The organism is Janthinobacterium sp. EB271-G4-7A (genome assembly GCF_020858075.1).
Lineage (GTDB): Bacteria > Pseudomonadota > Gammaproteobacteria > Burkholderiales > Burkholderiaceae_D > Janthinobacterium > Janthinobacterium lividum.
In genome coordinates this window covers 3,197,290-3,218,464 of the sequence record NZ_JACYMI010000001.1, presented here as the reverse complement: position 1 = coordinate 3,218,464, position 21,175 = coordinate 3,197,290, and the positions used below count along the sequence as shown (strand labels likewise).

General features: G+C 66.8%; 18 protein-coding genes. 5 read left to right on the top strand and 13 right to left on the bottom strand.

Annotated features, from left to right (window positions below; all coding sequences use genetic code 11):
• Positions 1–4: 4 nt before the first annotated feature.
• The 3 genes from IGS58_RS14490 to IGS58_RS14480 form a co-directional block, all read right to left on the bottom strand.
• Positions 5–2,425 carry a TonB-dependent siderophore receptor gene (locus IGS58_RS14490; protein WP_230521832.1) on the bottom strand — a complete coding sequence of 807 codons (2,421 nt, stop codon included), beginning with the start codon at positions 2,423–2,425 and terminating at the stop codon, positions 5–7.
• Between the two features lie 62 nt (positions 2,426–2,487).
• On the bottom strand, positions 2,488–3,456 hold the full coding sequence (locus IGS58_RS14485) for a FecR domain-containing protein (protein WP_230521831.1): 969 nt from the start codon (positions 3,454–3,456) through the stop codon (positions 2,488–2,490).
• A gap of 1 nt (position 3,457) precedes the next feature.
• Positions 3,458–3,970: a sigma-70 family RNA polymerase sigma factor gene (locus IGS58_RS14480; protein ID WP_329957992.1), complete on the bottom strand. Its 513-nt coding sequence runs from the start codon at positions 3,968–3,970 to the stop codon at positions 3,458–3,460.
• A gap of 188 nt (positions 3,971–4,158) precedes the next feature.
• Between IGS58_RS14480 and IGS58_RS14475 the strand changes: the two genes are divergently transcribed.
• Complete coding sequence (locus IGS58_RS14475) at positions 4,159–5,145, top strand: magnesium and cobalt transport protein CorA (RefSeq protein ID WP_230521830.1); 987 nt, start codon at positions 4,159–4,161, stop codon at positions 5,143–5,145.
• A gap of 9 nt (positions 5,146–5,154) precedes the next feature.
• On the opposite strand, the gene IGS58_RS14470 is transcribed toward IGS58_RS14475, so the two are convergent.
• The 4 genes from IGS58_RS14470 to IGS58_RS14455 all read right to left on the bottom strand — a co-directional run bounded on the left by IGS58_RS14470 (position 5,155) and on the right by IGS58_RS14455 (position 9,776).
• Positions 5,155–5,853 carry an alpha/beta hydrolase gene (locus tag IGS58_RS14470; protein WP_230521829.1) on the bottom strand — a complete coding sequence of 233 codons (699 nt, stop codon included), beginning with the start codon at positions 5,851–5,853 and terminating at the stop codon, positions 5,155–5,157.
• A gap of 80 nt (positions 5,854–5,933) precedes the next feature.
• Entirely contained in the window at positions 5,934–7,001 is a 1,068-nt protein-coding gene (locus IGS58_RS14465) for an alpha/beta hydrolase (protein WP_230521828.1), read from the bottom strand.
• A 100-nt stretch (positions 7,002–7,101) separates the two neighbouring features.
• Entirely contained in the window at positions 7,102–7,947 is an 846-nt protein-coding gene (locus IGS58_RS14460) for a universal stress protein (RefSeq protein WP_070256399.1), read from the bottom strand.
• Positions 7,948–7,970: 23 nt separating this feature from the next.
• Positions 7,971–9,776, bottom strand: a complete 1,806-nt coding sequence (locus IGS58_RS14455) for a PHA/PHB synthase family protein (protein ID WP_230521827.1) — start codon at positions 9,774–9,776, stop codon at positions 7,971–7,973.
• A 385-nt stretch (positions 9,777–10,161) separates the two neighbouring features.
• On the opposite strand from IGS58_RS14455, the gene IGS58_RS14450 reads away from it, so the two are divergent.
• Complete coding sequence (locus IGS58_RS14450) at positions 10,162–10,401, top strand: hypothetical protein (protein ID WP_230521826.1); 240 nt, start codon at positions 10,162–10,164, stop codon at positions 10,399–10,401.
• On the opposite strand, the gene gcvA is transcribed toward IGS58_RS14450, so the two are convergent.
• The gene (gene gcvA, locus IGS58_RS14445) at positions 10,398–11,300 is read right to left on the bottom strand and encodes a transcriptional regulator GcvA (RefSeq protein ID WP_230521825.1); all 903 of its coding nucleotides are present in this window, start codon (positions 11,298–11,300) and stop codon (positions 10,398–10,400) included. The genes IGS58_RS14450 and gcvA overlap by 4 nt on opposite strands.
• 123 nt (positions 11,301–11,423) lie before the next feature.
• Between gcvA and IGS58_RS14440 the strand changes: the two genes are divergently transcribed.
• Genes IGS58_RS14440 through IGS58_RS14430 form a run of 3 tightly spaced genes read left to right on the top strand, consistent with a single transcriptional unit; the run spans position 11,424 to position 14,491 of the window.
• Positions 11,424–12,827: an MFS transporter gene (locus tag IGS58_RS14440; protein WP_230521824.1), complete on the top strand. Its 1,404-nt coding sequence runs from the start codon at positions 11,424–11,426 to the stop codon at positions 12,825–12,827.
• Entirely contained in the window at positions 12,824–13,447 is a 624-nt protein-coding gene (locus IGS58_RS14435) for a glutathione S-transferase family protein (RefSeq protein WP_230521823.1), read from the top strand. The genes IGS58_RS14440 and IGS58_RS14435 overlap by 4 nt, the downstream gene beginning before the upstream one ends.
• Positions 13,448–13,465: 18 nt before the next feature.
• Positions 13,466–14,491, top strand: coding sequence for an LLM class oxidoreductase (locus IGS58_RS14430; RefSeq protein ID WP_230521822.1), 1,026 nt, complete (start codon positions 13,466–13,468; stop codon positions 14,489–14,491).
• Between the two features lie 5 nt (positions 14,492–14,496).
• On the opposite strand, the gene IGS58_RS14425 is transcribed toward IGS58_RS14430, so the two are convergent.
• The 5 genes from IGS58_RS14425 to IGS58_RS14405 all read right to left on the bottom strand — a co-directional run bounded on the left by IGS58_RS14425 (position 14,497) and on the right by IGS58_RS14405 (position 21,155).
• On the bottom strand, positions 14,497–15,783 hold the full coding sequence (locus IGS58_RS14425) for a DUF445 domain-containing protein (protein ID WP_230521821.1): 1,287 nt from the start codon (positions 15,781–15,783) through the stop codon (positions 14,497–14,499).
• Positions 15,784–15,842: 59 nt separating this feature from the next.
• Positions 15,843–17,240, bottom strand: a complete 1,398-nt coding sequence (locus tag IGS58_RS14420; RefSeq protein WP_070256382.1) for an amino acid permease — start codon at positions 17,238–17,240, stop codon at positions 15,843–15,845.
• Between the two features lie 210 nt (positions 17,241–17,450).
• A complete protein-coding gene (locus IGS58_RS14415) occupies positions 17,451–19,238 on the bottom strand; it encodes an MFS transporter (RefSeq protein WP_230521820.1) in 1,788 nt (595 codons plus the stop codon).
• A gap of 51 nt (positions 19,239–19,289) precedes the next feature.
• Complete coding sequence (locus IGS58_RS14410) at positions 19,290–20,384, bottom strand: N-acetylglucosamine-6-phosphate deacetylase (RefSeq protein ID WP_230521819.1); 1,095 nt, start codon at positions 20,382–20,384, stop codon at positions 19,290–19,292.
• 3 nt (positions 20,385–20,387) lie between these two features.
• Positions 20,388–21,155, bottom strand: a complete 768-nt coding sequence (locus tag IGS58_RS14405) for a DeoR family transcriptional regulator (RefSeq protein WP_034781637.1) — start codon at positions 21,153–21,155, stop codon at positions 20,388–20,390.
• Between the last annotated feature and the right edge of the window lie 20 nt (positions 21,156–21,175).

Here is a 21,175-nt window from a genome sequence, read left to right as displayed (position 1 = left end):
CGCATCAGAAGCGGTAGGTCAACGTCCCCCTGACACTGCGCGGCACGCCATACGTGCCTTGCGCATAGGTGTTGATGTTGATGTATTTCTTGTCCAGCGCGTTTTCCACGTTCAGCTGGGCCGTCAGCTGGCGCGACAGCTGGTACGTGGCCATCAGGCTCACCGTGCTGTAGGCTTCCTGCGTCACTCTTTCCTTGCCGTCCGGGCCCTCGTCGTCAAAGTAGAACTTGCTTTGCCAGTTGACGCCGCCGCCCACTGTGAGGTCAGGGCGTACTTTCCACGTGGTAAACAATCGCGCCGTCGAGCGTGGAGACAGGGTGTTGATGTCCTGCTGCTCGCGGTCCTGGGCGCGGAAGTGGCTGGCGCTGGCAGTCACGTTCCAGCCCGGCGCCAGGCGGCCCGACAATTCCCCCTCGATGCCGCGGCTGGTGGCGCCCCGTGCCGCATAATACGCCTGCGTGGTGGTGCCGGGAACCCGGTGCGCGCCGTCCGGCTGGGCCAGCTTGTCCTGCTTGATTTCAAAGATGCCGATGGAACCGTTGGCCCGGCCCCCGGCCAGTTCGCCCTTCAAGCCCACTTCCATGCTTTGCCCCGTCAGCGGGTCCAGCCAGGCGCCCGCGCGGTCCTGGTTTTCCTGCGGGCGGAAGATGTCCGTATAGCTGGCATAGGCCGAATACGTTTCATTGAGATCGATCACCACGCCCGCGTAGGGCACGAACTTGCTCTTGGCGAAGGCAAAGCGGGCGCCGCCGTCAAAGCCGATGCGGTCCTTGTCCCAGCGCGTCAAACGCCCGCCGAGGATCAGCTTGGTGTGCTCGGCAAGATTCAGCCGTGCCGCGCCGTAGGCGCCATATTGCTTGGTCGTGTATTTTTCCGACAGCACGAGTTCGCCCCAGGCCGGCTGCGGGTAGCTGCCATCCCAGGCGAGGAAATTGCCGATCGGTTCAGGGTCGAGCGCTTCCTTGACGCTGAACTCGGCGTGCTGCACCGTGTAATTGGCGCCGACGATGACTTCATGCTGGCGTCCGCCAAGGGTAAATGGCCCGGACAGCTTCACGTCGGCGCTGCTCTGGTCGCGCGCGCCGATGTAGCGGTTCGGATAGCCGAGCATGCCCAGGCCCGTGATTCTATCGGGCCGTTCCGCCAGGAACACCAGCGGCGTGTCTTCCGTATGCTTGCTGTACATGGCTTGCGCCTGCGCTTTCCAACCCTGGCCCAGCGCGTGTTCCAGCGTGGCGTGCACATTCGTCTGTTCCGTGGCCCAGGCGGCCCAGCGGGGCGCCGTCGTGACAGAACGGTCGAAATCGGTGCGCGAGCCGTCGCTGTACCACAGGGGGAAGCCGCCCCAGTTGCTGCCTTTCGGATCGTTCTTCTGGTAGCTGGCGCCCAGCATGGCCACGGTACCGGGCGCCAGGTCCGCCTCGACGGTGGCGTAGACGAGCTGGCGCTGGTTCGAATAGCCATTGGTAAACGACTTGCGGTCTTGCCAGGCGCCCGCCACCCGGCCACGCACGGAGCCGTCCCCGTTCAGCGGCGTGGCCAGGTCGAGCGTGCCCCGGTAATCGCTCCACGAGCCGGCCGCCAGCGACCATTGCCCTTCGAATTGCCTGGCGCTGGCCCGCTTGCGCACCAGGTTGATCGAGGCCGACGGGTAGCCGGCGCCCGTCAGCAAGCCCGTGGCGCCACGCGTCACCTCCACGCGGTCGTAGATCAGCGAATCCATTTCCGATTCGCCGCCTGAATACTGCACCTTATAGGTGGTGGGCACGCCGTCGTACTGGAAATTGTCGACGTCGAAGCCGCGCGCGGAAAACGTGCTGCGTTCCGTGTCGAACTGGTTGACGGCGATGCCGGGCGTATTGCGCAGCACGTCGCGCACCGTCAGCAAGTCCTGGTCGTCCATGCGCTGGCGCGTGATGACGCTGACCGATTGCGGCGTCTCGCGCAGCGACAGCACCAGGCCCGTGGCGCTGGCCGTGGCTGGCGTCGTGTACGAGCCCGTGCCTTCCGTGCTCGTGCTGCGTTCGGCCGTGGCGCGCACGGCGATGCCGGGCAGGGTGGCCGCGTCGGCCGCCGAGGGCAACTTGCGCACGGCGTAGTGGCCGCCGCCCTGGTCGACAGCGTATAAGCCGCTGCCATCGAGCAGGCGGGCGAAACCGTCGGCCACCTGGTAGTTGCCGTTCAAGCCGCGGCTGTGCAAGCCCGCATACAGGCTGGCGGCGCCGGAAATGCTGACCCCGGCGTCGGACGCAAACGCGGACAGGACGGTGCCGAGGGGGCCGGCGGCCACCTGGTAGTGGCGCGCGGGCGCCTGCTGCGGGTGTTGCTGGGCGGATGCGGGCGCGCTCAAGGCCAGGCTGCCCAGCAGGGCCAGGGTAATGCTGGTGTGGCGGTAGTGCTTCATTGCTTGTTTCCCTTCGTTCATGTGTTGGTCCTGTGTGGATTGACGGGGCACATGACGGAAAGGGACATTGTTCTCAAAAATTTTTATGCGGGCTCGACGGAAATCCACCAACGGCTGTGGCGTTGTACGCGGATGGGCAGCGACGCTTGCAGCAGGGCCAGCAGGGCGTCCGTGTCGCGCAGCTGGTACACGCCCGACACCCTCAGCCGCGCCACGGCCGGATCGCAGCGCACCACGCCGTGGCGGTAGCGGGCCAGCTGCGCCAGCACCTGGTCCAGCGGCGTGTCGTCCGCGTACAGCAAGCCCTTGAGCCAGGCGGACGCATGCGGCGCCAGCGGCTGCGGCGCGCCGGCGGCCGTTTCATCGAAACTGGCTTGCCAGCCCGCCTGCACGATGACGGGCGGGCCTTCGGCGGGCCGCACTTCCACGGCGCCCTGCGAGACGGCCACGTGGGTGCGCGCGCCCAGCAGGCTGTCGTCCTGGCGCACCGTGAAGCGCGTGCCGAGGGCGCGGATGCTGCCGTTGCTGGTGCGTACGATGAAGGGACGCCCGAGGGGATCGGGGCTGGTCGCCACGTGTATCTCTCCGCCGCGCAGCTGCACCAGGCGCAGGGATGCGCCGAGGGCGACGTCGGCGGCGCTGGCCGTATTCAGGCTCAGGCCGCTGCCGTCGGCCAGGGTGAGGTGGCGGATTTCGCCTGTCGCCGTGCGCAGCTCGGCCGTCCGGGCTTGCCATGGCGCCACGCGCAGCATGGCCCAGCCGGCTGGGCCGGCGACGATCAGCACGGCCAGGGTCTTCAGGATGGCGCGGCGCTGCGCGCGGGCCGGGCGGTCCAGCACTTGCCTGGACAAGGGCATGGCCAGCGGCGGAGGCAGCATGCCAAAGGTGCGGCACACTTGCTCGGCCCGCTGCCACGCCGTTTCATGGTCGGGGTGGGCGGCGCGCCAGCGGGCCAGCCCCTGTTGCGCGGCAGCGTCCAGTTCGCCGCCTTGCAGGCGCATCATCCAGTGCGCCGCTTCGCGCGCGGCGCGCGCATCGAGGGCCGCGCTCATGTCAGGCCAGCAGCAGGATGCATTGTTCGAACGCCTGCACCATGTAGCGCTTGACGGTGCGCTCGCTGACCGTCAGGCGCGCGGCGATGTCCGCATACGCCATGCCTTCCAGCTGCGACAGCAGGAAGGCCGTGCGCACCTTTGCCCCCAGGCCGTCGAGCATGGCGTCGATCTGGTGCAGGGTTTCCAGGATCAGCAAGCGGTCTTCCGCCGACGGCGTGACGGGGGCGGGCAGCTGCGCCAGGGTGGCCAGCCATGCTTGCTCCAGCGACTGGCGGCGGTAATGGTCGATCAGCAAGCGGCGCGCTACGGTGGTCAGGTAGGCGCGCGGCTCGCGCAGGGTGACGGCGCGCTCGCCGGGCGTGGCCAGCAGCTTGACGAAGGTATCCTGCGCCAGGTCGGCCGCGTGATCCGTACAGGACAATTTGCCGCGCAGCCAGCGCAGCAGCCAGGGATGGTGCTGGCCATACAGCATTGCGACAGGATCGGCGGCGGGGGATACGGCAGACGTCACGATACACTCCAGGTTGGCGCTGAAGTTCCCCCAGGCCGCCGGCAAGTGCAGGTTCTTCTTGAATGCGAATGGTTCTCATTTTACATTGGCGTGCCTGAATGTCAATGCGGCAGCCGGATTGGCATGGCAATCATGCTCTTTCCGCTATACTGGCCCCCCGGCACTGCCGCCATTCTTTGAAAATCACCATGGACTTGAGTACCCACGCCGCCGTCGTCAATGGCGAAGCCTATCGCGATGGCAGGAAGATCGCCCATTTCGATATCGACAAGGTGGGCGACTTCCTCGGCGATCCTGATTGTTTCGTGTGGATCGGCCTGGCCGGCCCCGACGTCACGGCCATGCAGGCGCTGCAAACGGCTTTCGGCTTGCACGAACTGGCCGTCGAGGATGCGCAGGGCGCGCACGAGCGGCCCAAGCTGGAAGAATACGGCGACACCCTGTTCATGGTGATGCACACGGCGACCCTGGACGGCGAGGCCATCGTCTATGGCGAAACCCACGTCTTTCTCGGCCCCCGCTTCATCATCACGGTGCGCCACGGCGCCTCTGCCGGTTATGCGAAGTTGCGTGAGCGCAAGGAAAGCATGCCCGAGAAGCTGGCCAGCGGCCCTGGCTACGTGCTGTATTCCATCATCGATTTCATCGTCGACCAGTACCAGCCCTGCATCGACCATTTGCAGGCCCGCTTCCAGCACCATGAGCTGCAGCTGTTCAAGCCCAGCTTGAGCGAAGACAAGCTGCAGGATTTCTACCAGCTCAAGACGGAACTGCTGAAGCTCGACGCGGCCGTCAATCCCCTGCATGACATCTGCACCCAGCTGATCCGTTTCCATGGCGACATCGTGCCCAAGGAAAACCGCATCTATTACCGCGACATTCTCGACCACGTCAAACGGGTCACGCACACGGCGGGGCAGATGCGCGAACTGGTCAATTCAGCCATGCAGGTGGCGCTGGGGCAAATTTCGATCCGCCAGAACGAGGTCGTCAAGCGCCTGGCCGCCTGGGCCGCCATCCTGGCCGTGCCCACCATGGTCTTCAGCCTGTACGGCATGAACTTCGAATTCATGCCGGAACTGAAGTGGCGCGGCAGCTATCCGGCCGTGATCGTCGTCATCATCGCCGGCTGCTGGTGGCTGCACCGGCGCCTGAAGCGCGAAGGCTGGCTGTAGCCGGCAGGCTTACGCTGCGGCCAGCGCGCTTGCCGCCTCCAGTATCAGCGCCGCCACTTCCACGGGACGCGAGGCCAGCGAGGCGTGGCTGGCGTTCAGCGTGATGACTTTGCGCGCTTGCAGGCGTGCGGCCATGCGCTCCTGGTTGACGGGGGCAATCATGCGGTCGGCAGTGGAAATCTGGTACCAGCTGGGTTTATGCTTCCAGGCCGGGTCGCTGACGGTGTCGCCGAAGGTGCTGGCCAGCGGCGCTTTCTGCACCACGCCCAGCACGGCGCCTTCTTCCGCGTCGAGGTCCTGGCAAAAGCTGTCATGGTATTGCCCGGGCTTGACCCACAAGTAGCCGTCGCTGTCGCCTTCCAGATTGGCCGCGCCGATGGGCGGGTGTTCCTGCGTGATGCTGCCCGGGCTTTCGCCCGCGTCAGGCGCGAAGGCGGCGATGTACACGAGGCCGACCACATTCGGCGCATTGCCGGCCACGCTGATGACGGCGCCGCCGTAGGAGTGTCCTACCAGTAATACCGGGCCATCGACCTGCGCCACCATCTTGCGCGTGCGCTCGGCGTCGTCGGCCAGCGACGTCAGGGGCAGTTCGACGGCGCGGATGGCCGTGTGGCCCCGGCGCCGCAATTCGAGGATGACGCGGCTCCAGTGGGCGGCGCCGCCCCAGAAACCGTGGACGAGGACGATGGTGGCTTGCTGGTTCATGCGGAACTCCTTGTGGTGTAGGAAAACAGCGTAGGCCGCGTGCGTGCCTCAAGGCAAGCGGGCGGCGGGCAGGTGCACGCTCATTGTAGACCTTCCCAGCGCATGGCCTCGATGGCGCCGACCACCGTGCTCTCGTATTCGATGAAGAAATCGCTGTGGAAGCCGTTGCGTATCACCAGATGGCTGCTGCCGGGCAGGGCGGCGGCCAGGCGGTCGCCGTCGGCCAGGCGCAGCGGGCGGATAAAGTCCAGCAGCGCTTGCGCGTCGGCCTGGGTGGCGGGATCGGCTTGCAGCAGCCATGGAAACAGGTTGCGCAAGGTGCCGGGATCGACGGTGACGACCAGCGCCGGCGCGCGCACGCGGCGGTAGTCGGGCGAAAAATTGTGCGCGGCCATGTCCATGGCCCTGGCGATGGCGGGCGGGGTATTCGGCCGCACGGCGCCGCCGGGCAGCACTTCCAGGGCGTCGCGCCAGTTCGCTTCCAACGCCGGCCACCATTGCTTGTTGATGCGCCTGGCATAGGCGATCGAGGCGTCCAGCGATGCCAGGTCGGCCGGGCCAGGTGGCGGTTCGTCGAAGGGCGTGGGCTGGGGTTCCTCATAGCCGCCGCTGGCCAGGTAATCGAAGGTCGTGTCCATATAGACGAGTCCCCGCACGCGCTGCGGGTGGCTGCCGGCGAACAGGGTCAGTTCGTTGCCGGCGATGGAATGGCCGGCCAGGATGATGCGTTGAACCTTCAGTGCGTCCAGCACGGCCAGCAGGTCGGCCACCAGGGTGGCGGGGGCATACGTCATATCGTTGGCGTCGTTGACGGGCAGCGGCTTGCTGGAGGCGCCATAGCCGCGCCGCGTGACGGCCAGCACGCGGTGGCGGCGCGCCAGCGCGGGCGCCAGGCTGTCAAAGGCGTGCGCATTGGCGCCCAGGCCGGCCAGCAGGACGATGACATCGGTCTCGCTGTCGGTCGCGCTGCGCCAGTCGCGCACGTGCAGGCTGACGCCGGGGGCGACGCCGATCTGCCGGTCGATCACCGCCGCAGCGCGCGGCCCGCTGCCGCCGCCACAGGCAGCCAGGCCCGCCAGGGCGCCCATGCCGAACAGCAAGCGCCTGCGGGCGTGGAAACGGGGGATGGCATCGGTGGCTCTGGTCATGCGGTACTCCTTGCTGGACGGGGACATGGCCAGTATCGGCGCCGCGCATGAAGTACAGATGAGGGGCGGGTGAAGGAAGGCTGAAGGACCCGCCTGCGCGCTAGTGCGACACCAGCACCGGCAACGTCATCTCCTGCAGCACGGTGCGCGTGACGCCGCCCAGCAGCGCTTCGCGCAGGCGCATGTGGCCGTAACAGCCCATCACGACCAGATCGCAGCGCCGCTGCGCGGCCATGGCCAGCAGGGCCGTTCCCACGTCCTGGCCCGGCGGCGTGTCGTGCTGCAGCACCTCGACGTTGACGCCGTGGCGCGCCAGATACAGGGCCAGGTCGGCGCCCGGCTGCTCGCCGTGCGCGGCCGCCTGGGCGTGCGAATTGACGACGGCCAGGGTGACTTGTTGTGCCCGTTGCAGCAGCGGCAGCGCATCGGTGATGGCGCGCAGCGCTTCGGCGCTGCCGTTCCAGGCCAGCAGCGGATGCTGCGCGATGCCCGCTGGCGCGGCGCAAGGCGCGTGCGGCACCATCAGCACGGGCCGGCCGCAATGCAGCATCAGGTATTCGGCCGTGCCGGCGATGACGCGCGACGGCGTATCCTGCGCATCCGTCTGGCCCAGGATCAGCAAGTCGCAATAGCGCGCCTGCAGCAGCAGCGCGCCTTGCGCATCGTCGTCGACGAAGCGCGTTTCGTAGGCGCCCAGGCCTTCTTCGCGGGCGATGCGCTCGAAGTCGTGCAAGGCTTCGCTGGCCTGGGTGCGCAGCGCCTGCATCTGCGCCGGCGCAAACTGCAGCGCGTTCACGCCGCCGCCATACGCGTAGCGCGAGATGCCGCTCATGGCCGAACCGATCAGGTGGGCCCCTTCGGCGACGGCCAGGCGCACGGCCAGGCGGATGCGCTGGGCGCAGTGGCGGGAATTGTCGACGTGGACCAGCAGGGTGGTATAGGGCATAGCGTTTCCTCGGTTGTCGGTTGTCAGGTCTGCAGCACGTAGCTGCCCGGTGCGTCGCCCAGGGCAATCCCCATGGCCGGTGGCGCCACTTGCGCGCCCGCGCGTTCTTCCAGCCACGCTTGCCAGGCGGGCCACCACGAACCGTCATGGTGCGGCACGTCGCGTTGCCAGCTGTCCGCGTCGACATAGGGCGTGTCGTGGCGGTGCGTGGCCAGCTGGTAGCTGCGGCGCGGCTGGCCCGGCGGCGAGACGACGCCCGCATTGTGGCCGCCCGAAGTGAGCAAAAAGGTGACGTCTGTGTCGGTCAGCAGCTGCAGTTTATACACGGAGCGCCACGGCGCCACGTGGTCCGTCAGGGTGCCGACGGCAAAGATGGGCGCGTCGATGTCGCGCAGGACGATGTGGCGGCCCGCCGTGCGGTAGCGGCCTTCGGCCAGGTCGTTGTGCAGGAACAGGCGGCGCAGGTATTCCGAATGCATGCGGCAGGGCATGCGCGTGGCGTCCCCGTTCCAGGCCATCAGGTCGCTGTCCTGCTCGTCTTGTCCCATCAGGTAATGGCGCAGCTGGCGCGACCAGATCAGGTCGTTCGAGCGCAGTAGCTGGAAGGCGCCCGCCATCTGCTTCGTATCGAGGTAGCCCTGCTTCCACATGGCCGCTTCCAGGAAGCTGACCTGGCTGTCGTCGATGAACAGCGACAGTTCGCCCGGCTCCTTGAAGTCGACCTGCGAGGCCAGCATGGTGAGGCTGGCCAGGCGCGCATCGCCGTCGCGCGCCATCGTCGCGGCGGCGATCGCCAGCAGGGTGCCGCCCAGGCAGTAGCCGGCCGCATGCACCTGCGGCGCGCCCGTGATGCGGGCAACGGCGTCGAGCGCATCCATCACGCCCAGCTGGCGGTAGTCTTCCAGCGACAACTCGCGGTCTTCTTCCAGCGGGTTTTTCCAGGAAATCATGAATACCGTGTGGCCCTGTTCCACCAGGTAGCGCACCAGCGAATTGTGCGGCGACAGGTCGAGAATATAGAACTTCATGATCCAGGCGGGCACGAACAGCAGCGGCGTCGCATGCACCTTGGCGGTGGCGGGAGCGTACTGGATCAATTCGATCAAGTCATTGCGGTAGACCACCTTGCCCGGCGTGACGGCCAGGTTCTGGCCCACCTTGTAGCGGCGCGCATCGGGTGCATGCGCTCCCATGGCGGCGCGCTGCCAGTCGTCGGCCGCGTGGGCCATGCCGCGCGCCAGGCTGGCGCCGCCGCTGTCGAGGGCCGCTTGCTGCACCACGGGATTGGTCAGCAGGAAGTTCGACGGCGCCAGCATGTCGAGCCACTGGCGCACGGTGAACGTGACGACATCTTCGTGGTGCGGCGAGACGCCGCGCACGCCCGTGGTGGCACGGTGCCACCATTGCTGCTGCAGCAAGAAGCCCTGGTAGACGAGGTTGTACGGCCAGCGCCGCCAGGCAGGGTCGTCGAAGCGCCGGTCCTGCGGCAGCGGCGCGATGCACGGCGGCTCAGTGGCGCTGCCGGCCAGCGCCGATTGCAGCGCGTACTGCTGCCAGTGGCCGATCTTCTTCCACGCTTCCTGTAACAGGGTTTGCTGCTTCGATGGCGCCAGCGCCAGGTGGCTGAGCCAGTCGGCATAGGCGTTGCCCAGCGCGGCAGGCGAAATGCCGCCCGTGAACTTGCCCAGCCAGGCGTTCAGCAGCAGGTCCAGGGTGGCGCCTTCCGGCGCGCTTTCCGGATAATCGGGCACTGGCACGCCTTGCCAGGCGCTACCCAGGCGCTCATGTTCAATGTTGTGTTCCGCGTCGCTCGGCTGCGTCTTGCTCATCAGGGCTCCAGTCATTTTTTTACAGGGTAGCAAGAGCTTGTTCAAAAAATTATGATCTACATCAAGTTTGGCCGGATGCGTGCGGCAGGCGGCTTGCCATACCTGGATGGCACTTAGAATAAAAGTCATTGAAACGAATATTGCGATTCAAATGATTATATTGAATTTTAATCCATGCGGGTTCGGGCCTGGATGGCGTGAAAAGCTTGCTGCAAGCCATTTATTACTATGAAAGGACATATTTCATTCATCATTCTGCCTGTCGCAGAATAACAAAAACGTTTTTTTCGTGAATTTTTTTGTTGTATTTGATAAATTTATGTGGCAAGATGTAGTTAAGCAAGAAGTGAAGCAAGACCGCTCACGGTGGATAGAGGAGATGGACATGCATACGAAAATGTCGGCAAGCAGCAGCGAAGAGGCGGGCAAGGGCTATCCACACGGGGCTGGCGCGGGTGCCGGCAATGCGTCCGTGCGGCGCCTGAAAGCGATTGGCTACCTGGCCCTGTTGCTGGCCATACTGCCGGCTGCAACGTGCATCGCCATGGGGCGCGCCGGCGTACCGGCGCCGTTCAGCACCGCCTGCGGCGTGGTGTCGTGCGTGGCCGCAGGCCATGCGCTCTAGCGCACTGCCTGCGCTTCCTCGCAGATCCATGCCATGAATGCCTGCACGGCGGGGCGCGTGGCCGCGTCGGGCCGCGCCACCAGGTAGTAGGCAAAGCGCGCGGGCCAGGGCAAGTCCAGCACTTGCACCAGGCGCCCGGCGGCGATTTCCTCCTGCGCGTACAACTGCGGCACCAGGGCCAGGCCCTGGCCCGCCTCGGCCGCGCGTATCAACAGAAAATCATCTTCGAAGGCCGAGCCGCGCCGCGCCCGCGCCGCATCCGTGCTGTCGTCCGGGGCGCCATGCGCGGCCAGCCACAATGGCCAGTCGGCGCGGTCCGTATCGTGCAGCAGCGGGTAGCGCAGGCAATCGGCCGGCGTGGCGATGGGCGGCTGGCCCGCCATCAGGGCGGGGCTGGCGACGGGCACCAGCACGGGCGCCATCAAGCGCGTCACCTGCAGGCCCGGATAGTCGCCCAGGCCGTGGCGCAAGGCCACGTCGACCCGGTCGCGGCGCAGGTCGACCAGCGCGGATGTCGCTTCCACGCGCACTTCGATATGCGGATGGCGCTGGTTGAAGCGGCCCAGGCGCGGCACCAGCCACGCGGCGGCAAACGTGGCGACCGTGCTGACGGTGAGCGTCTGGCGCGCGCCCAAGTCTTCCAGCGCCTGGCTGGCGCCGGCGATCTGCGCGAAGGCGCCCAGCAGGGCGGGGTGGACCATGGCGCCCGCCTCTGTCAGGCGCAGGCCCTGGCGTTCGCGCGTAAACAGGGGCATGCCGACGCGCTCTTCCAGCAGGCGGATCTGCTGGCTGACGGCGCCCGACGTCACGTGCAGCGCCTCGGCAGCCGCCTTGATGCTGCCGCGCTGGCCCACTTCGACAAAGGCGCGCAGCGCCTGGAGCGGTAAAGGATGCTTCATCGATATAGTTTTTCTATAGTTATGCGCGAAAAATCATCGTTTCAGTTTCGCTGTGGAAAAACGCATTATAGGGGCATGCGGCGTTTTTTTGACGTCGAGTAAAACTATATCGATAGGATCTCCATGTTACTTTCACATCGGCAACTTTGCCTGGTTTTGCTGTGCACCACGCAATTCGTCGCCTTGCTCGATTTTTCCATTACCATGATTCCCTTGCCGCAAATTCAGCAGAGTCTGGGCTTTACGTCCGGCGGGCTGCAATGGGTGATCAATGCGTATGGCGTGGCCATCGCCGGCTTCCTGCTGCTGGGCGGGCGCGCGGCCGACATGTTTGGCCGCCGCCGCGTCTTCATCACGGGGCTGCTGCTGTTCACTGCCGCCTCGCTGCTCGGTGGTTTTTCGCACAGCCCGGCCATGCTGGTGGCCACGCGCGCGCTGCAGGGCTTTGGCGCCGCCATGTTTTCGCCGGCCGCGTTTTCCCTGCTGCTGGCCGTGTTTCCCGAGCCGGCCCGGCGCAACCGGGCGCTCGGTGCCTGGACGGCCGTGGCGGCCAGCGGCTTTGTCGCCGGCCTGATCCTGGGCGGCTTCATCACGGATATGCTGGGCTGGCGTTGGGTGCTGTGGATCAATGTGCCCGTCGGCCTGCTGGTGCTGGCCCTGTCGCCGGCCTTGCCCCTGGGCCGGCCCGATGCGGATAGCGCTGCGGCTGGCGGCCCGCTCGATGTGTGGGGTGCGCTGCTGGTGGCGTCGGGCGCGGCGACGCTGGTGTTTGCCTTTGCCAATAGCGAGCATGTGGGACTGGCGCATCCGCTCACGTTTGCCCTGGTCGCGCTGGCGCTGGCCCTGCTGGCGCTGTTCGTCTGGGTGGAGGGACGGGTGGCCGCGCCGCTGATGCCGCTGGCCGTCTTCCGGCGCCGCTCCACGGGCGGGGCGAATATCGTCTCCCTGCTGGCCAACACGGCCCTGGGGCCCACCTTTGTCGTCGTGGCGCTGGCCATGCAGGAAGTGCTGGGCTTCAGCGCCACGCGCACGGGGCTGGGACTGTTGCCGATGGCCGCCGCCTTTACCGTGGCCAGCGCGTGGGCCGGGCCGGCATTGATCGCCCGCTGCGGCACCAAGCCCGTCATCGTCGGCGGCATGCTGCTGTTCATCGGCGGGCTGGCCATGCTGGGCAGTTCGCTGGCCACGCTGGCTGCCTGGGGCGCCTCCATCCTGCCCGGTACCGTACTGGCCGGCATCGGCTATGGCCTGGCGTTTCCCGCCTGGACCGTGGCCGGCATCGATGGCGTGCCGGAAGCGGACCATGGCCTGGCGGGCGGCATGCTGACCACCACGCAGGAGGTCGGGTCCGCCGTGGGCCTGGCCGTGGGCGTGGCTGTCAGCATCGCCGTGCTGGCCGGCGGCGGCACGGCCGCGCAAGGCTACAGCAGCGCCATCCTCGTTTCCGCCTGCCTGGTCGTGGCGGGCCTGGCGTGCGCCGTCGCCATCCTCCCCGGCAAGGCCGCGCGCCAGGAGGCGGCGCCATGATGGAGCTCTACACCGACAGCTCGCCGAACGGTTTCAAAGCCACGATTGCGCTGGCCGAACTGGGCTTGCCATACCGGCTGCGCCATGTGCGCATCGAGCAGGGCGAACACCGGCTGCCCGCTTTCCTGGCCCTCAATCCGCACGGACGCATTCCCGTCCTGGTCGACCACGAGACGGGCATCACCGTGTTTGAATCGGCCGCCATATTGCTGTACCTGGCCGAAAAAACGGGGCGGCTGCTGCCGAAGGCTCCCGCGCAGCGCTGGGCCGCCATCACCTGGCTGCAATTCCACGCGGCCAGCATGGGGCCGATGCTGGGCCAGCGCGTGCATTTCGAGATCGCAGACGGAGGCGCGAATGCGGCCGCCACGGCGCACTTTCGCCAGCTGTGCACCGCCGCGCTGGCCACCATGGATGGCCGCCTGGCGGACAACGCCTACCTGGCCGGCGACGGCTATTCCATCGCCGACATCGCCAGCTTCGGCTGGCTGCATATCGCCCGCATCGTCGGCTTCGAACTCGATGACTGGCCGCACGTGGCCGCCTGGTACGCCCGCGTGGCGGCCCGTCCGGCCGTGCAGCTGGGCATCTCCATTCCCGCGCCCGCCACGGGCGCCTGATTTTGATCAAGGAACAACATGAGCATAGACATCATAGAAGGCGCTTCGTCGCAGGCTTTCACGCAGCACCGCGGCTACCGCCGCATGTTCGCACCCGGCGCGCTCACCCTCGGCATTTATCTGCCGCTGCGTTTTTACCAGGGCGACATGCGGGCGCTGGCCGGCCAGGCCGACCTGGTCGCCGCCATGGACCGGCAAGGCTTTGCCGCCGCCTGGGTGCGCGACATTCCCCTGTTCGACCCGCGCTTCGGCGATGCGGGTCAGCTGTTCGACCCGTGGACCTATCTGGCGTATCTGGCGGCGCGCACGGATGCGCTGGCCCTGGCCACGGGCAGCGCCATTTTTACCCTGCGCCATCCGATCGACCTGGCCAAGGCGGCCGCCAGCATCGACCAGCTGTCGGGCGGGCGCCTGGTGCTGGGCACGGCGTCGGGCGACCGCGCCAGCGAATTTCCCGCGTATGGCGTGCCGCATGCCACGCGCGGCGCGCGCTATGCGCAGGCCGTGCACATGTTCCGCCAGTTGCTGCAGGCAGGCCCCGCCAGCATCGACGGCCCGCTGGGCAGCCTGGCTGGCCTCGAACTGCTGCCCAAGCCCGTGGCGGGCGCCATTCCCCTGGTCGTCACCAGTTCCTCCGGCCAGCCGCTGGAGTGGATCGGGCGCCACGCGGATGGCTGGCTGACGTATCCGGAAGCGACGCATACAGCCGACGGGCCGCGCCGGCTGGCGGAAAAGATCCGCGCCTGGCGCGCCTGCATACCCGATGGCGGCTTTCGTCCGCACATGTGCAATGAGTGGCTGGACCTGGCGGACGACCCCGATTATCCGCACACGCCCGTGCGCAGCGGCTATGTGCTGCGCACGGGGCGCAAGGGCTTGATCGACTTGCTGGGTGAATGGCGCGAAGCGGGCGTCAACCATGCGGCGCTGGGCATCCAGCATGGCCAGCGCCCGGCTGCGGAGGTGCTGCAGGAACTGGCCGAGGAGGTGCTGCCGCACTTTCCGTCGCATGCGGCGTCGTGCGGGGATATTCTTCGCTGGTAGTGGCGCTAAAACGCCTGGCTGACTGAATAAATCAGCAAGCCGGCCAGGCCGCCCACGATGGTGCCGTTGATGCGGATGAATTGCAGGTCGCGCCCGATGGCCAGTTCGATGCGTTCGCTCATTTCATCCTTGCTCCACAGGTCCAGGCGGGCGGCGATGAAGGCGCCCACTTCGCCCCGGTAGCGGCGCACCAGCGAGCCGCTGCCGGCGACGATGGCGTCGTTCAGCCATTCCCGCGCAGCTTTGTCCGTCTCCAGCACCTTGCCCGTGTTGCGTGCCAGGCTGGCGATGGCTTGCGCCAGCACGGGCTGGTCGGCGTGCAGGTCGGCCAGCAGGCGCGTGCTGATGTGCTTCCAGACGTCGCCCAGCATGGCTTGCACCGTGTCGCTGGCGACCAGCTGCAACTGGTAGCGGCGCACCGTTGCCTGCCACTGCGGGTCGGCCTTCAGGTGCAAGGCGCTGTCGGCGATCCAGCCGGCGATGCGCTGGCGCAGCGGGTGCTGCGGGTCGACGCGCACGGCGAGGGCGAATTTCTGCAGCGAGGCGATCATGCGCGGCTCGTACGCTTTCACGGCTTTTTTCACCAGCGTGTTCTCGATCTGGAAAGCGCCCAGCACGAAGTCGCCGATGGCGGCGTGGTGACCTTCGTCGTCCAGGTAGGCGGCGCTGCGGTCGAGCATGAAGTCCAGCAGTTCCTGCGGCTTGCCGTCGGCGATCAGCGCATCGATGCAGTCGGCCGCCACGTCCGACAGATTCAGTTGGCCCAGGTAGCTGCTGGCCTGTACACGCAGCAGTCGGCCCAGCTTATCGTGATCGGCCATCGCCAGCAGCTGCCTGGCGACACTGGCGCTGGCCATGCCCAGCCGCTGCGCGTGGACCTCGTCACCGAGCCATGCGCCCAGCCGCGCGGCGGGGTCGGCCTGCACGATGCGCTCGGCGATGCCTTGTTCGGTAATGAAATGGTTTTCCACGAAGGCGCCCAGGCTGCGGCCGATGTCCGCCTTGCTGTTCGGGATGATGGCCGTATGCCACAGGGGGATGCCCAGCGGGTGGCGGAACAGGGCCACGACGGCGAACCAGTCGGCAATCGCCCCCACCATGGCCGCTTCGGCGAACGCTTCCACATAGCCCCAGGCGGGGTGGCCGCCCCGCTGCGAACGGGCCACGGCGAAGGCCAGCGCGGCCAGCAGCAGCAAGCCAACGGCCAGCCACTGCATGTTGCGCAGGCGCGCGCGCTTGAGCTGGTCCGTGCTCTGGTCCAGCTGTGCGATGAGGTCGGGGGAAGGTTGCATGGATGGCGGCCTGCAGGGTTGCGAGACCGCCATCTTACTGCGATGGCGCAGTGACGGGATTACTGTTGCGGATGCAGCAGCGAACGGCGGCGCGCGTAGCCGAAGTAGATGACCAGGCCGATCACCAGCCAGATGGAAAAGGCCACCCAGGTGACCCAGCTGAGGAAGCTCATCAGGCCCACGCACAGGATCACGGCCAGCGCCGGCACATACGGCACGCCGGGGCAGCGGAAGGCGCGCGGCAGGTCGGGACGCTTCTTGCGCAGCACCACGACAGCTATCGACACCATGGTGAAGGCGGCCAGCGTGCCGATGTTGATCAGCTCGGCGAGGATGTTGAGCGGGATCACGGCGGCGATCAGGCCGAAGACGATGCCGACCAGCCAGGTGGCGAAGAACGGCGTGTGGAAGCGCGGGTGCACGGTCGACAGGCGCTTTGGCAGCAAGCCGTCGCGCGACATGGCGAAGATGATGCGCGTCTGGCCGAAGGCCATCACGAGGATCACGGTGGTCATGCCGAGGATGGCGCCCAGGTCGACGAAGCCGGCGATCCAGTTTTCGCCCGCATACTGCAGGGCCAGCGAGACGGGATGGTCGACGCCGAGGAATTTCTGGTACGGCACGATGCCCGTCATGATGGCCGACACCACCACGTACAGCACGGCGCACACGGCCAGCGAACCGATGATCCCGATAGGCAGGTCGCGCGACGGCTTCTTGACTTCCTCGGCGGCCGAGGTGACGGCGTCAAAGCCGATGAAGGCAAAGAAGACGAGGGCGGCGGCGCTCAGCATGCCGTGGTAGCCAAACGGCATGTAGGGCTGCCAGTTGGCCGGCTGCACGTGGCGCGCGCCGAAGATAATAAACAGCAGCACCACGCCGACCTTGATGGCCACCATGACGTTGTTCAGGCGCGCCGATTCGCGCACGCCCCAGCCCAGCATGGCCGTCAGCAGCAGCATGATGACGAGGGCCGGCAGGTTGATGATGGTCGTCACGCCGGGCAGCGCGCCCGGTGCGGCGGTGAGCGCGACGGGCAGGGCGATGCCAAAGCCCGACAGCAGCGACTGGAAGTAGCCGGACCAGCCGACGGAGACGGCGGCAGCGGCCAGGCCGTACTCGAGCAGCAAGTCCCAGCCTATCATCCAGGCGGCCAGCTCGCCCAGGGTGGCATAGCTGTAGGTGTAGATGGAGCCGGCCACGGGCACGGTGGAGGCGAATTCCGCGTAGCACAGGGCGGCGAAGCAGCAGGCGACGGCCGCCACGACGAACGACAGCGACAGGGCGGGGCCGGCCGTCAGCGCGCCCGTGCCGGTGAGCACGAAAATGCCGGTGCCGACGATGGCGCCAATGCCCATGAGGACAAGGTCGAAGGGCCCCAGCACCTTGGCCAATCCTCCTGGCTTCTTGCTGTGGGCGATCATGTCATCCAAATTCTTGGTTCTAAATAAGCTCACTGTGTCTCCTGGTGGTTTTTGTCATGGCGCCATTGCCGCCTCGTGAGTAGCACGACGCAGCCAGATTCTAGCCCACGCGCCCGTGATTCCTGAAGGAAAACCGTACGGTGCCGTGCGCGCCAGCCCTGTAAACTTGCCTGGCAGGCAAAAAAACAGCCCCGGATATGGGCCGGGGCTGGAAAGGAGACTGCTACAAATGGTTACGTGGGTTTACCTTGAAAAATGCGCCTCGATCTCTTCCAGGGTCTTGCCCTTCGTTTCAGGGAGCAAAAACGCGGCCGCCAGGAAGTACAGCACGGTGCAGCCGGCGCCAAAGAAGAACAGCGTCGAGTAACCATGCAAGCCCACGGTGGGCAGGAAGATGGCGGCGATCACCGTCGAGACGAACTGGTTGACGAGCAGGGCGATGCTCATGCCGTTCGAGCGGATGCGGGTCGGCATCAGCTCGGACAGGGCCAGCCACACGCATACGCCAGGGCCCACGGCAAAGCTGGAAACGAACACGCAGATGGCAATGGCCACCAGCCAGCCGTGCGTGGACGAAGGCACGGGGCCCAGGCTGGCCTTCTCGATGCGCAGCGGCGCTTCGCGTCCGGCGGCCGGGTCGGCGAACGGGTTCAGGTGCAGCTTGCGGAAGAACACGCCGATCACGCTGTCGGCCTGCACGGCGTCTTCGCGGGCGATGGACACCTGGCGCAGCACGGGATCGTCGCTGCGCAGGCTTTTCACATTCGTGAACGGGCCGTAGGCGTAGGCGATGGTCAGCTGTTGCGGCGTGCCGTCGGCCGCCGCGCCCAGGGCTGTCAAGGTAGCCGCATCGAGGTGCAAGGACAGGCTGTCCGCTTGCACTTGCGCCGCGATGGCGGGGCGCACGTCGGCCAGGTGCGCTTCGGCGCCGCGGAACAGCAGGCCAGCCGCCAGCAGCGAGACGACGATGCCGCCCGTGCCCAGCATCAGCAGGAATTTGCGGCCCTTGCGGTCCACCAGCAGCACGGCCACCACCGTCATCACGGCGTTCAGTACTTTCAATAACACGTCCGCCATATTGGCCGAGGCGCCCGACAGGCCCGCCTGGTTGAGGATATTGACGACATAGGCGAGGATGGAATTGATGCCCGTCGCCTGCGTGCAGGCGAGGATCAGGCAGGCCAGCAGGAAGGGCAGCACGTAGCGGCGGCTCAGCAGCGGGTCCCTGGCCTTGCCGCTTGCCTTGGCCGTATTCTCCGGCGTGTCCTGCATCTCGCGCAGTTCGATGTCGGCGGCGGCTGGCAAGCGCGTGCGCAGCAGCGACTGGCGCGCCTGCTCGATGTGGCCCCGTTGCGCCAGCCAGCGCGGCGATTCGGCCAGCAGCAGGGCGCCGATGGTAAATACGAGGCCCGGCGTCAGGCAGACCCAGAAGATGCTGCGCCAGGCGTGGTCCTTGGCCGTGAAGATGGCGGCGATACGGCCCGCTTCCGGCAAGGCTTGCGCCGCCTGCGTGGCCGTTTCCACCGTCTGCGCTTGCAGCAGGCCGATCAGGGCGGCGGCCACCAGGCCGATGGTCAGCAGCAGCTGGAACAGGGCGGCACCGCGCCCGCGCTGTTGCGCGGGCAGGCATTCGGCCAGGTACAGGGGCACGACGACGCCGATCAAGCCGCCGCTGATGCCTTGCAGCAGGCGGCCCAGCAGCAGCGGCGTGTAGCCGTCGGCCAGGGCGATCAGCGGGATGCTGGCGCTGAACAGGGCGCCGGCCAGGAACATCACCCAGCGCCGGCCCAGGATATCGGCCAGGGCGCCGGCGAACAGCGATGACAGGACGGAGCCCAGCAGCACGGCGGCAACGATAAAGCTCAGCTGCTGAGCCGTCAGTTTCCACGCCACGGAGGCCGTCGATTCCAGGTAGGGCAGGGCACCGGCGATGATGCCGATGTCTATGCCGTACAGCAATCCCCCCATGCCGGCAATAAATAGCAGGTAGCGCATGGCCCACACGGGGGCCTTGTGTGACGTGTCGTGCATGAAAACTCCGGGACGGGGTTGAGGTTTGGGGGCTGGGTCTAGAGACTGAATCTAGCGGGTGGAAAGATCGATTGCCGTGCCTTCGACGAAGACGGACACTGGCTGCAAGTTGGCATCGAGGACGACGATATCGGCCCAGGCGCCGGGCGCCAGGCGGCCCCGTTCGGATTCGCCCAGGTAATCGGCGGGGTACAGCGACAGGCGGTTCGAGGCGTCGGCCAGGTCCAGGCCCAGGTCGACGAAATTGCGCAGGGCCTGGTCCATGGTCAGCACGCTGCCGGCCAGCGAGCCCGTTGCCAGGCGCACGCAGCCCAGGCATTTGTAGACGCGCTGCGTGCCCAGGCCGTATTCGCCATCGGGCATGCCGGTGGCCGAGGTGGCGTCCGTCACGCCGTACAGGCGCGGGATGGCGCGCAGGGCCGCGCGCAGGGCGCCCTTGGCCACGTGCTGCAGGTCGGGGATGATTTCCGCGTATTCCGCATGCGCCAGCGCCGCGCCCACCATGCCGGGGTCGTAATGCGTCATGCCCGTCATGCCGTTGTACAGGTGCGTAAAACCGGAGACGCCAGCATTGAGCGCCGCGACGCCTTCGTCATACGTGCCGGCGCTGTGGCCGATCTGCACGCGGATGCCCATCGCCGCCAGTTGCGGGATCAGTTCCAGGTGGCCGGGGATTTCCGGCGCCATGGTCAAGACCTTGATGGGGGCGATGGCGTGAAAGCGCTGCACCAGCGCCAGGCTGGCCTGCACCACGTCGGGCGGCTGCGCGCCCAGGCGGTGCAGGTTCAGGAACGGGCCCTCCAGGTGCACGCCCAGCATGCGCGCGCCGTTGGCGGGGCGCTCGGCGATGACGCCGGCCAGGCCTTGCAGGGCGCGCAGGATCGATGGCTCCTTGGCTGTCAGGGTGGTGCCCAGGAGGGCCGTGGTGCCGTGGCGCGCATGCACCTGCGCCACGGTGGCGCCGGCGTCGCCGCCCTCCATGATGTCGACGCCGGCCGCGCCATGCACGTGCAGGTCGATGAAGCCGGGCAGGATGGTCAGCGCGCTGTCGGCGGCAGGGTCTTCTTGTATCTGGACGATGCGCTGGTCAAAAGTGATGGTGCCCGTGATCCAGCCAGATGGGGTAAGGATTCTGCCGCTCAGCATGTGTTATTCCGCTATAAAAAGTTCGATGCCCAGCTTTTGCAGCCCTTCGCGGTACTCCTGGCTGATGCTGGCATCTGTGATGACGGTATCGACCCGGTCCAGCTGCACGATGCGGTGCAGGCTGACGCGGCCGAACTTGGAGGCGTCCGTGAGGACGATGATTTTCTTGGCCCGTTCCACCATCTTGTGGTTCAGGCTTGCTTCCGCTTCGTGGTGGGTGGTCACGCCAAATTGCAGGTCGAAGCCGTCCACGCCCAGGAACAGCTTGTCGAAGCTGTACGCCTGCAGGCAGGTTTCCGCCTGGCTGCCCTGGATCGACAGCGACTGCTTGCGCAGCAGGCCGCCGGTCAGGATCAGGTCCACGCCCGGCGCGTCGGCCAGTTCCCACGCGATGTTCAGGCCATTCGTGGCCACCGTCACGCCCGTCGCATCGCGCAGATGGCGCGCCAGCGAGATGGTGGTGGTGCCCGAGTCGATGATGATGTTGTCGCCCGGTTCCACCAGCCGCGCCGCATAGGCGCCGATGCGCTCCTTCTGCTCGTGGTTGATGGCATCCTTCTGGCGTATCGTGTGCTCGGGCGGCGGCGTGCGCGTCAGGGTCGCGCCGCCGTGGCTGCGCGTGGCCATGCCTTGCGCTTCCAGCGCATTCAAGTCGCTGCGGATGGTGACCGCGGACACGCCGAGCTTTTCCACCAGATCGGTCACCTGCACCGAGCCCTGCTGGGCAAGCATTTGGAGGATGGATTCACGGCGTTGGCTGGTATTTCGCATGGTGGCGGGCTCAGTAAAAA

Excerpts from the sequence above, each read along its gene's own strand:
- IGS58_RS14430 (WP_230521822.1), top strand. The coding sequence starts at position 13,466 with ATGAGCATAGACATCATAGAAGGCGCTTCGTCGCAGGCTTTCACGCAG.
- IGS58_RS14435 (WP_230521823.1), top strand. The coding sequence starts at position 12,824 with ATGATGGAGCTCTACACCGACAGCTCGCCGAACGGTTTCAAAGCCACG.
- IGS58_RS14490 (WP_230521832.1), bottom strand. The coding sequence starts at position 2,425 with ATGAACGAAGGGAAACAAGCAATGAAGCACTACCGCCACACCAGCATT.
- IGS58_RS14415 (WP_230521820.1), bottom strand. The coding sequence starts at position 19,238 with ATGCACGACACGTCACACAAGGCCCCCGTGTGGGCCATGCGCTACCTG.
- IGS58_RS14440 (WP_230521824.1), top strand. The coding sequence starts at position 11,424 with ATGTTACTTTCACATCGGCAACTTTGCCTGGTTTTGCTGTGCACCACG.
- IGS58_RS14410 (WP_230521819.1), bottom strand. The coding sequence starts at position 20,384 with ATGCTGAGCGGCAGAATCCTTACCCCATCTGGCTGGATCACGGGCACC.
- IGS58_RS14450 (WP_230521826.1), top strand. The coding sequence starts at position 10,162 with ATGCATACGAAAATGTCGGCAAGCAGCAGCGAAGAGGCGGGCAAGGGC.
- IGS58_RS14455 (WP_230521827.1), bottom strand. The coding sequence starts at position 9,776 with ATGAGCAAGACGCAGCCGAGCGACGCGGAACACAACATTGAACATGAG.
- IGS58_RS14405 (WP_034781637.1), bottom strand. The coding sequence starts at position 21,155 with ATGCGAAATACCAGCCAACGCCGTGAATCCATCCTCCAAATGCTTGCC.
- gcvA (WP_230521825.1), bottom strand. The coding sequence starts at position 11,300 with ATGAAGCATCCTTTACCGCTCCAGGCGCTGCGCGCCTTTGTCGAAGTG.
- IGS58_RS14460 (WP_070256399.1), bottom strand. The coding sequence starts at position 7,947 with ATGCCCTATACCACCCTGCTGGTCCACGTCGACAATTCCCGCCACTGC.
- IGS58_RS14470 (WP_230521829.1), bottom strand. The coding sequence starts at position 5,853 with ATGAACCAGCAAGCCACCATCGTCCTCGTCCACGGTTTCTGGGGCGGC.
- IGS58_RS14475 (WP_230521830.1), top strand. The coding sequence starts at position 4,159 with ATGGACTTGAGTACCCACGCCGCCGTCGTCAATGGCGAAGCCTATCGC.
- IGS58_RS14425 (WP_230521821.1), bottom strand. The coding sequence starts at position 15,783 with ATGCAACCTTCCCCCGACCTCATCGCACAGCTGGACCAGAGCACGGAC.
- IGS58_RS14465 (WP_230521828.1), bottom strand. The coding sequence starts at position 7,001 with ATGACCAGAGCCACCGATGCCATCCCCCGTTTCCACGCCCGCAGGCGC.
- IGS58_RS14485 (WP_230521831.1), bottom strand. The coding sequence starts at position 3,456 with ATGAGCGCGGCCCTCGATGCGCGCGCCGCGCGCGAAGCGGCGCACTGG.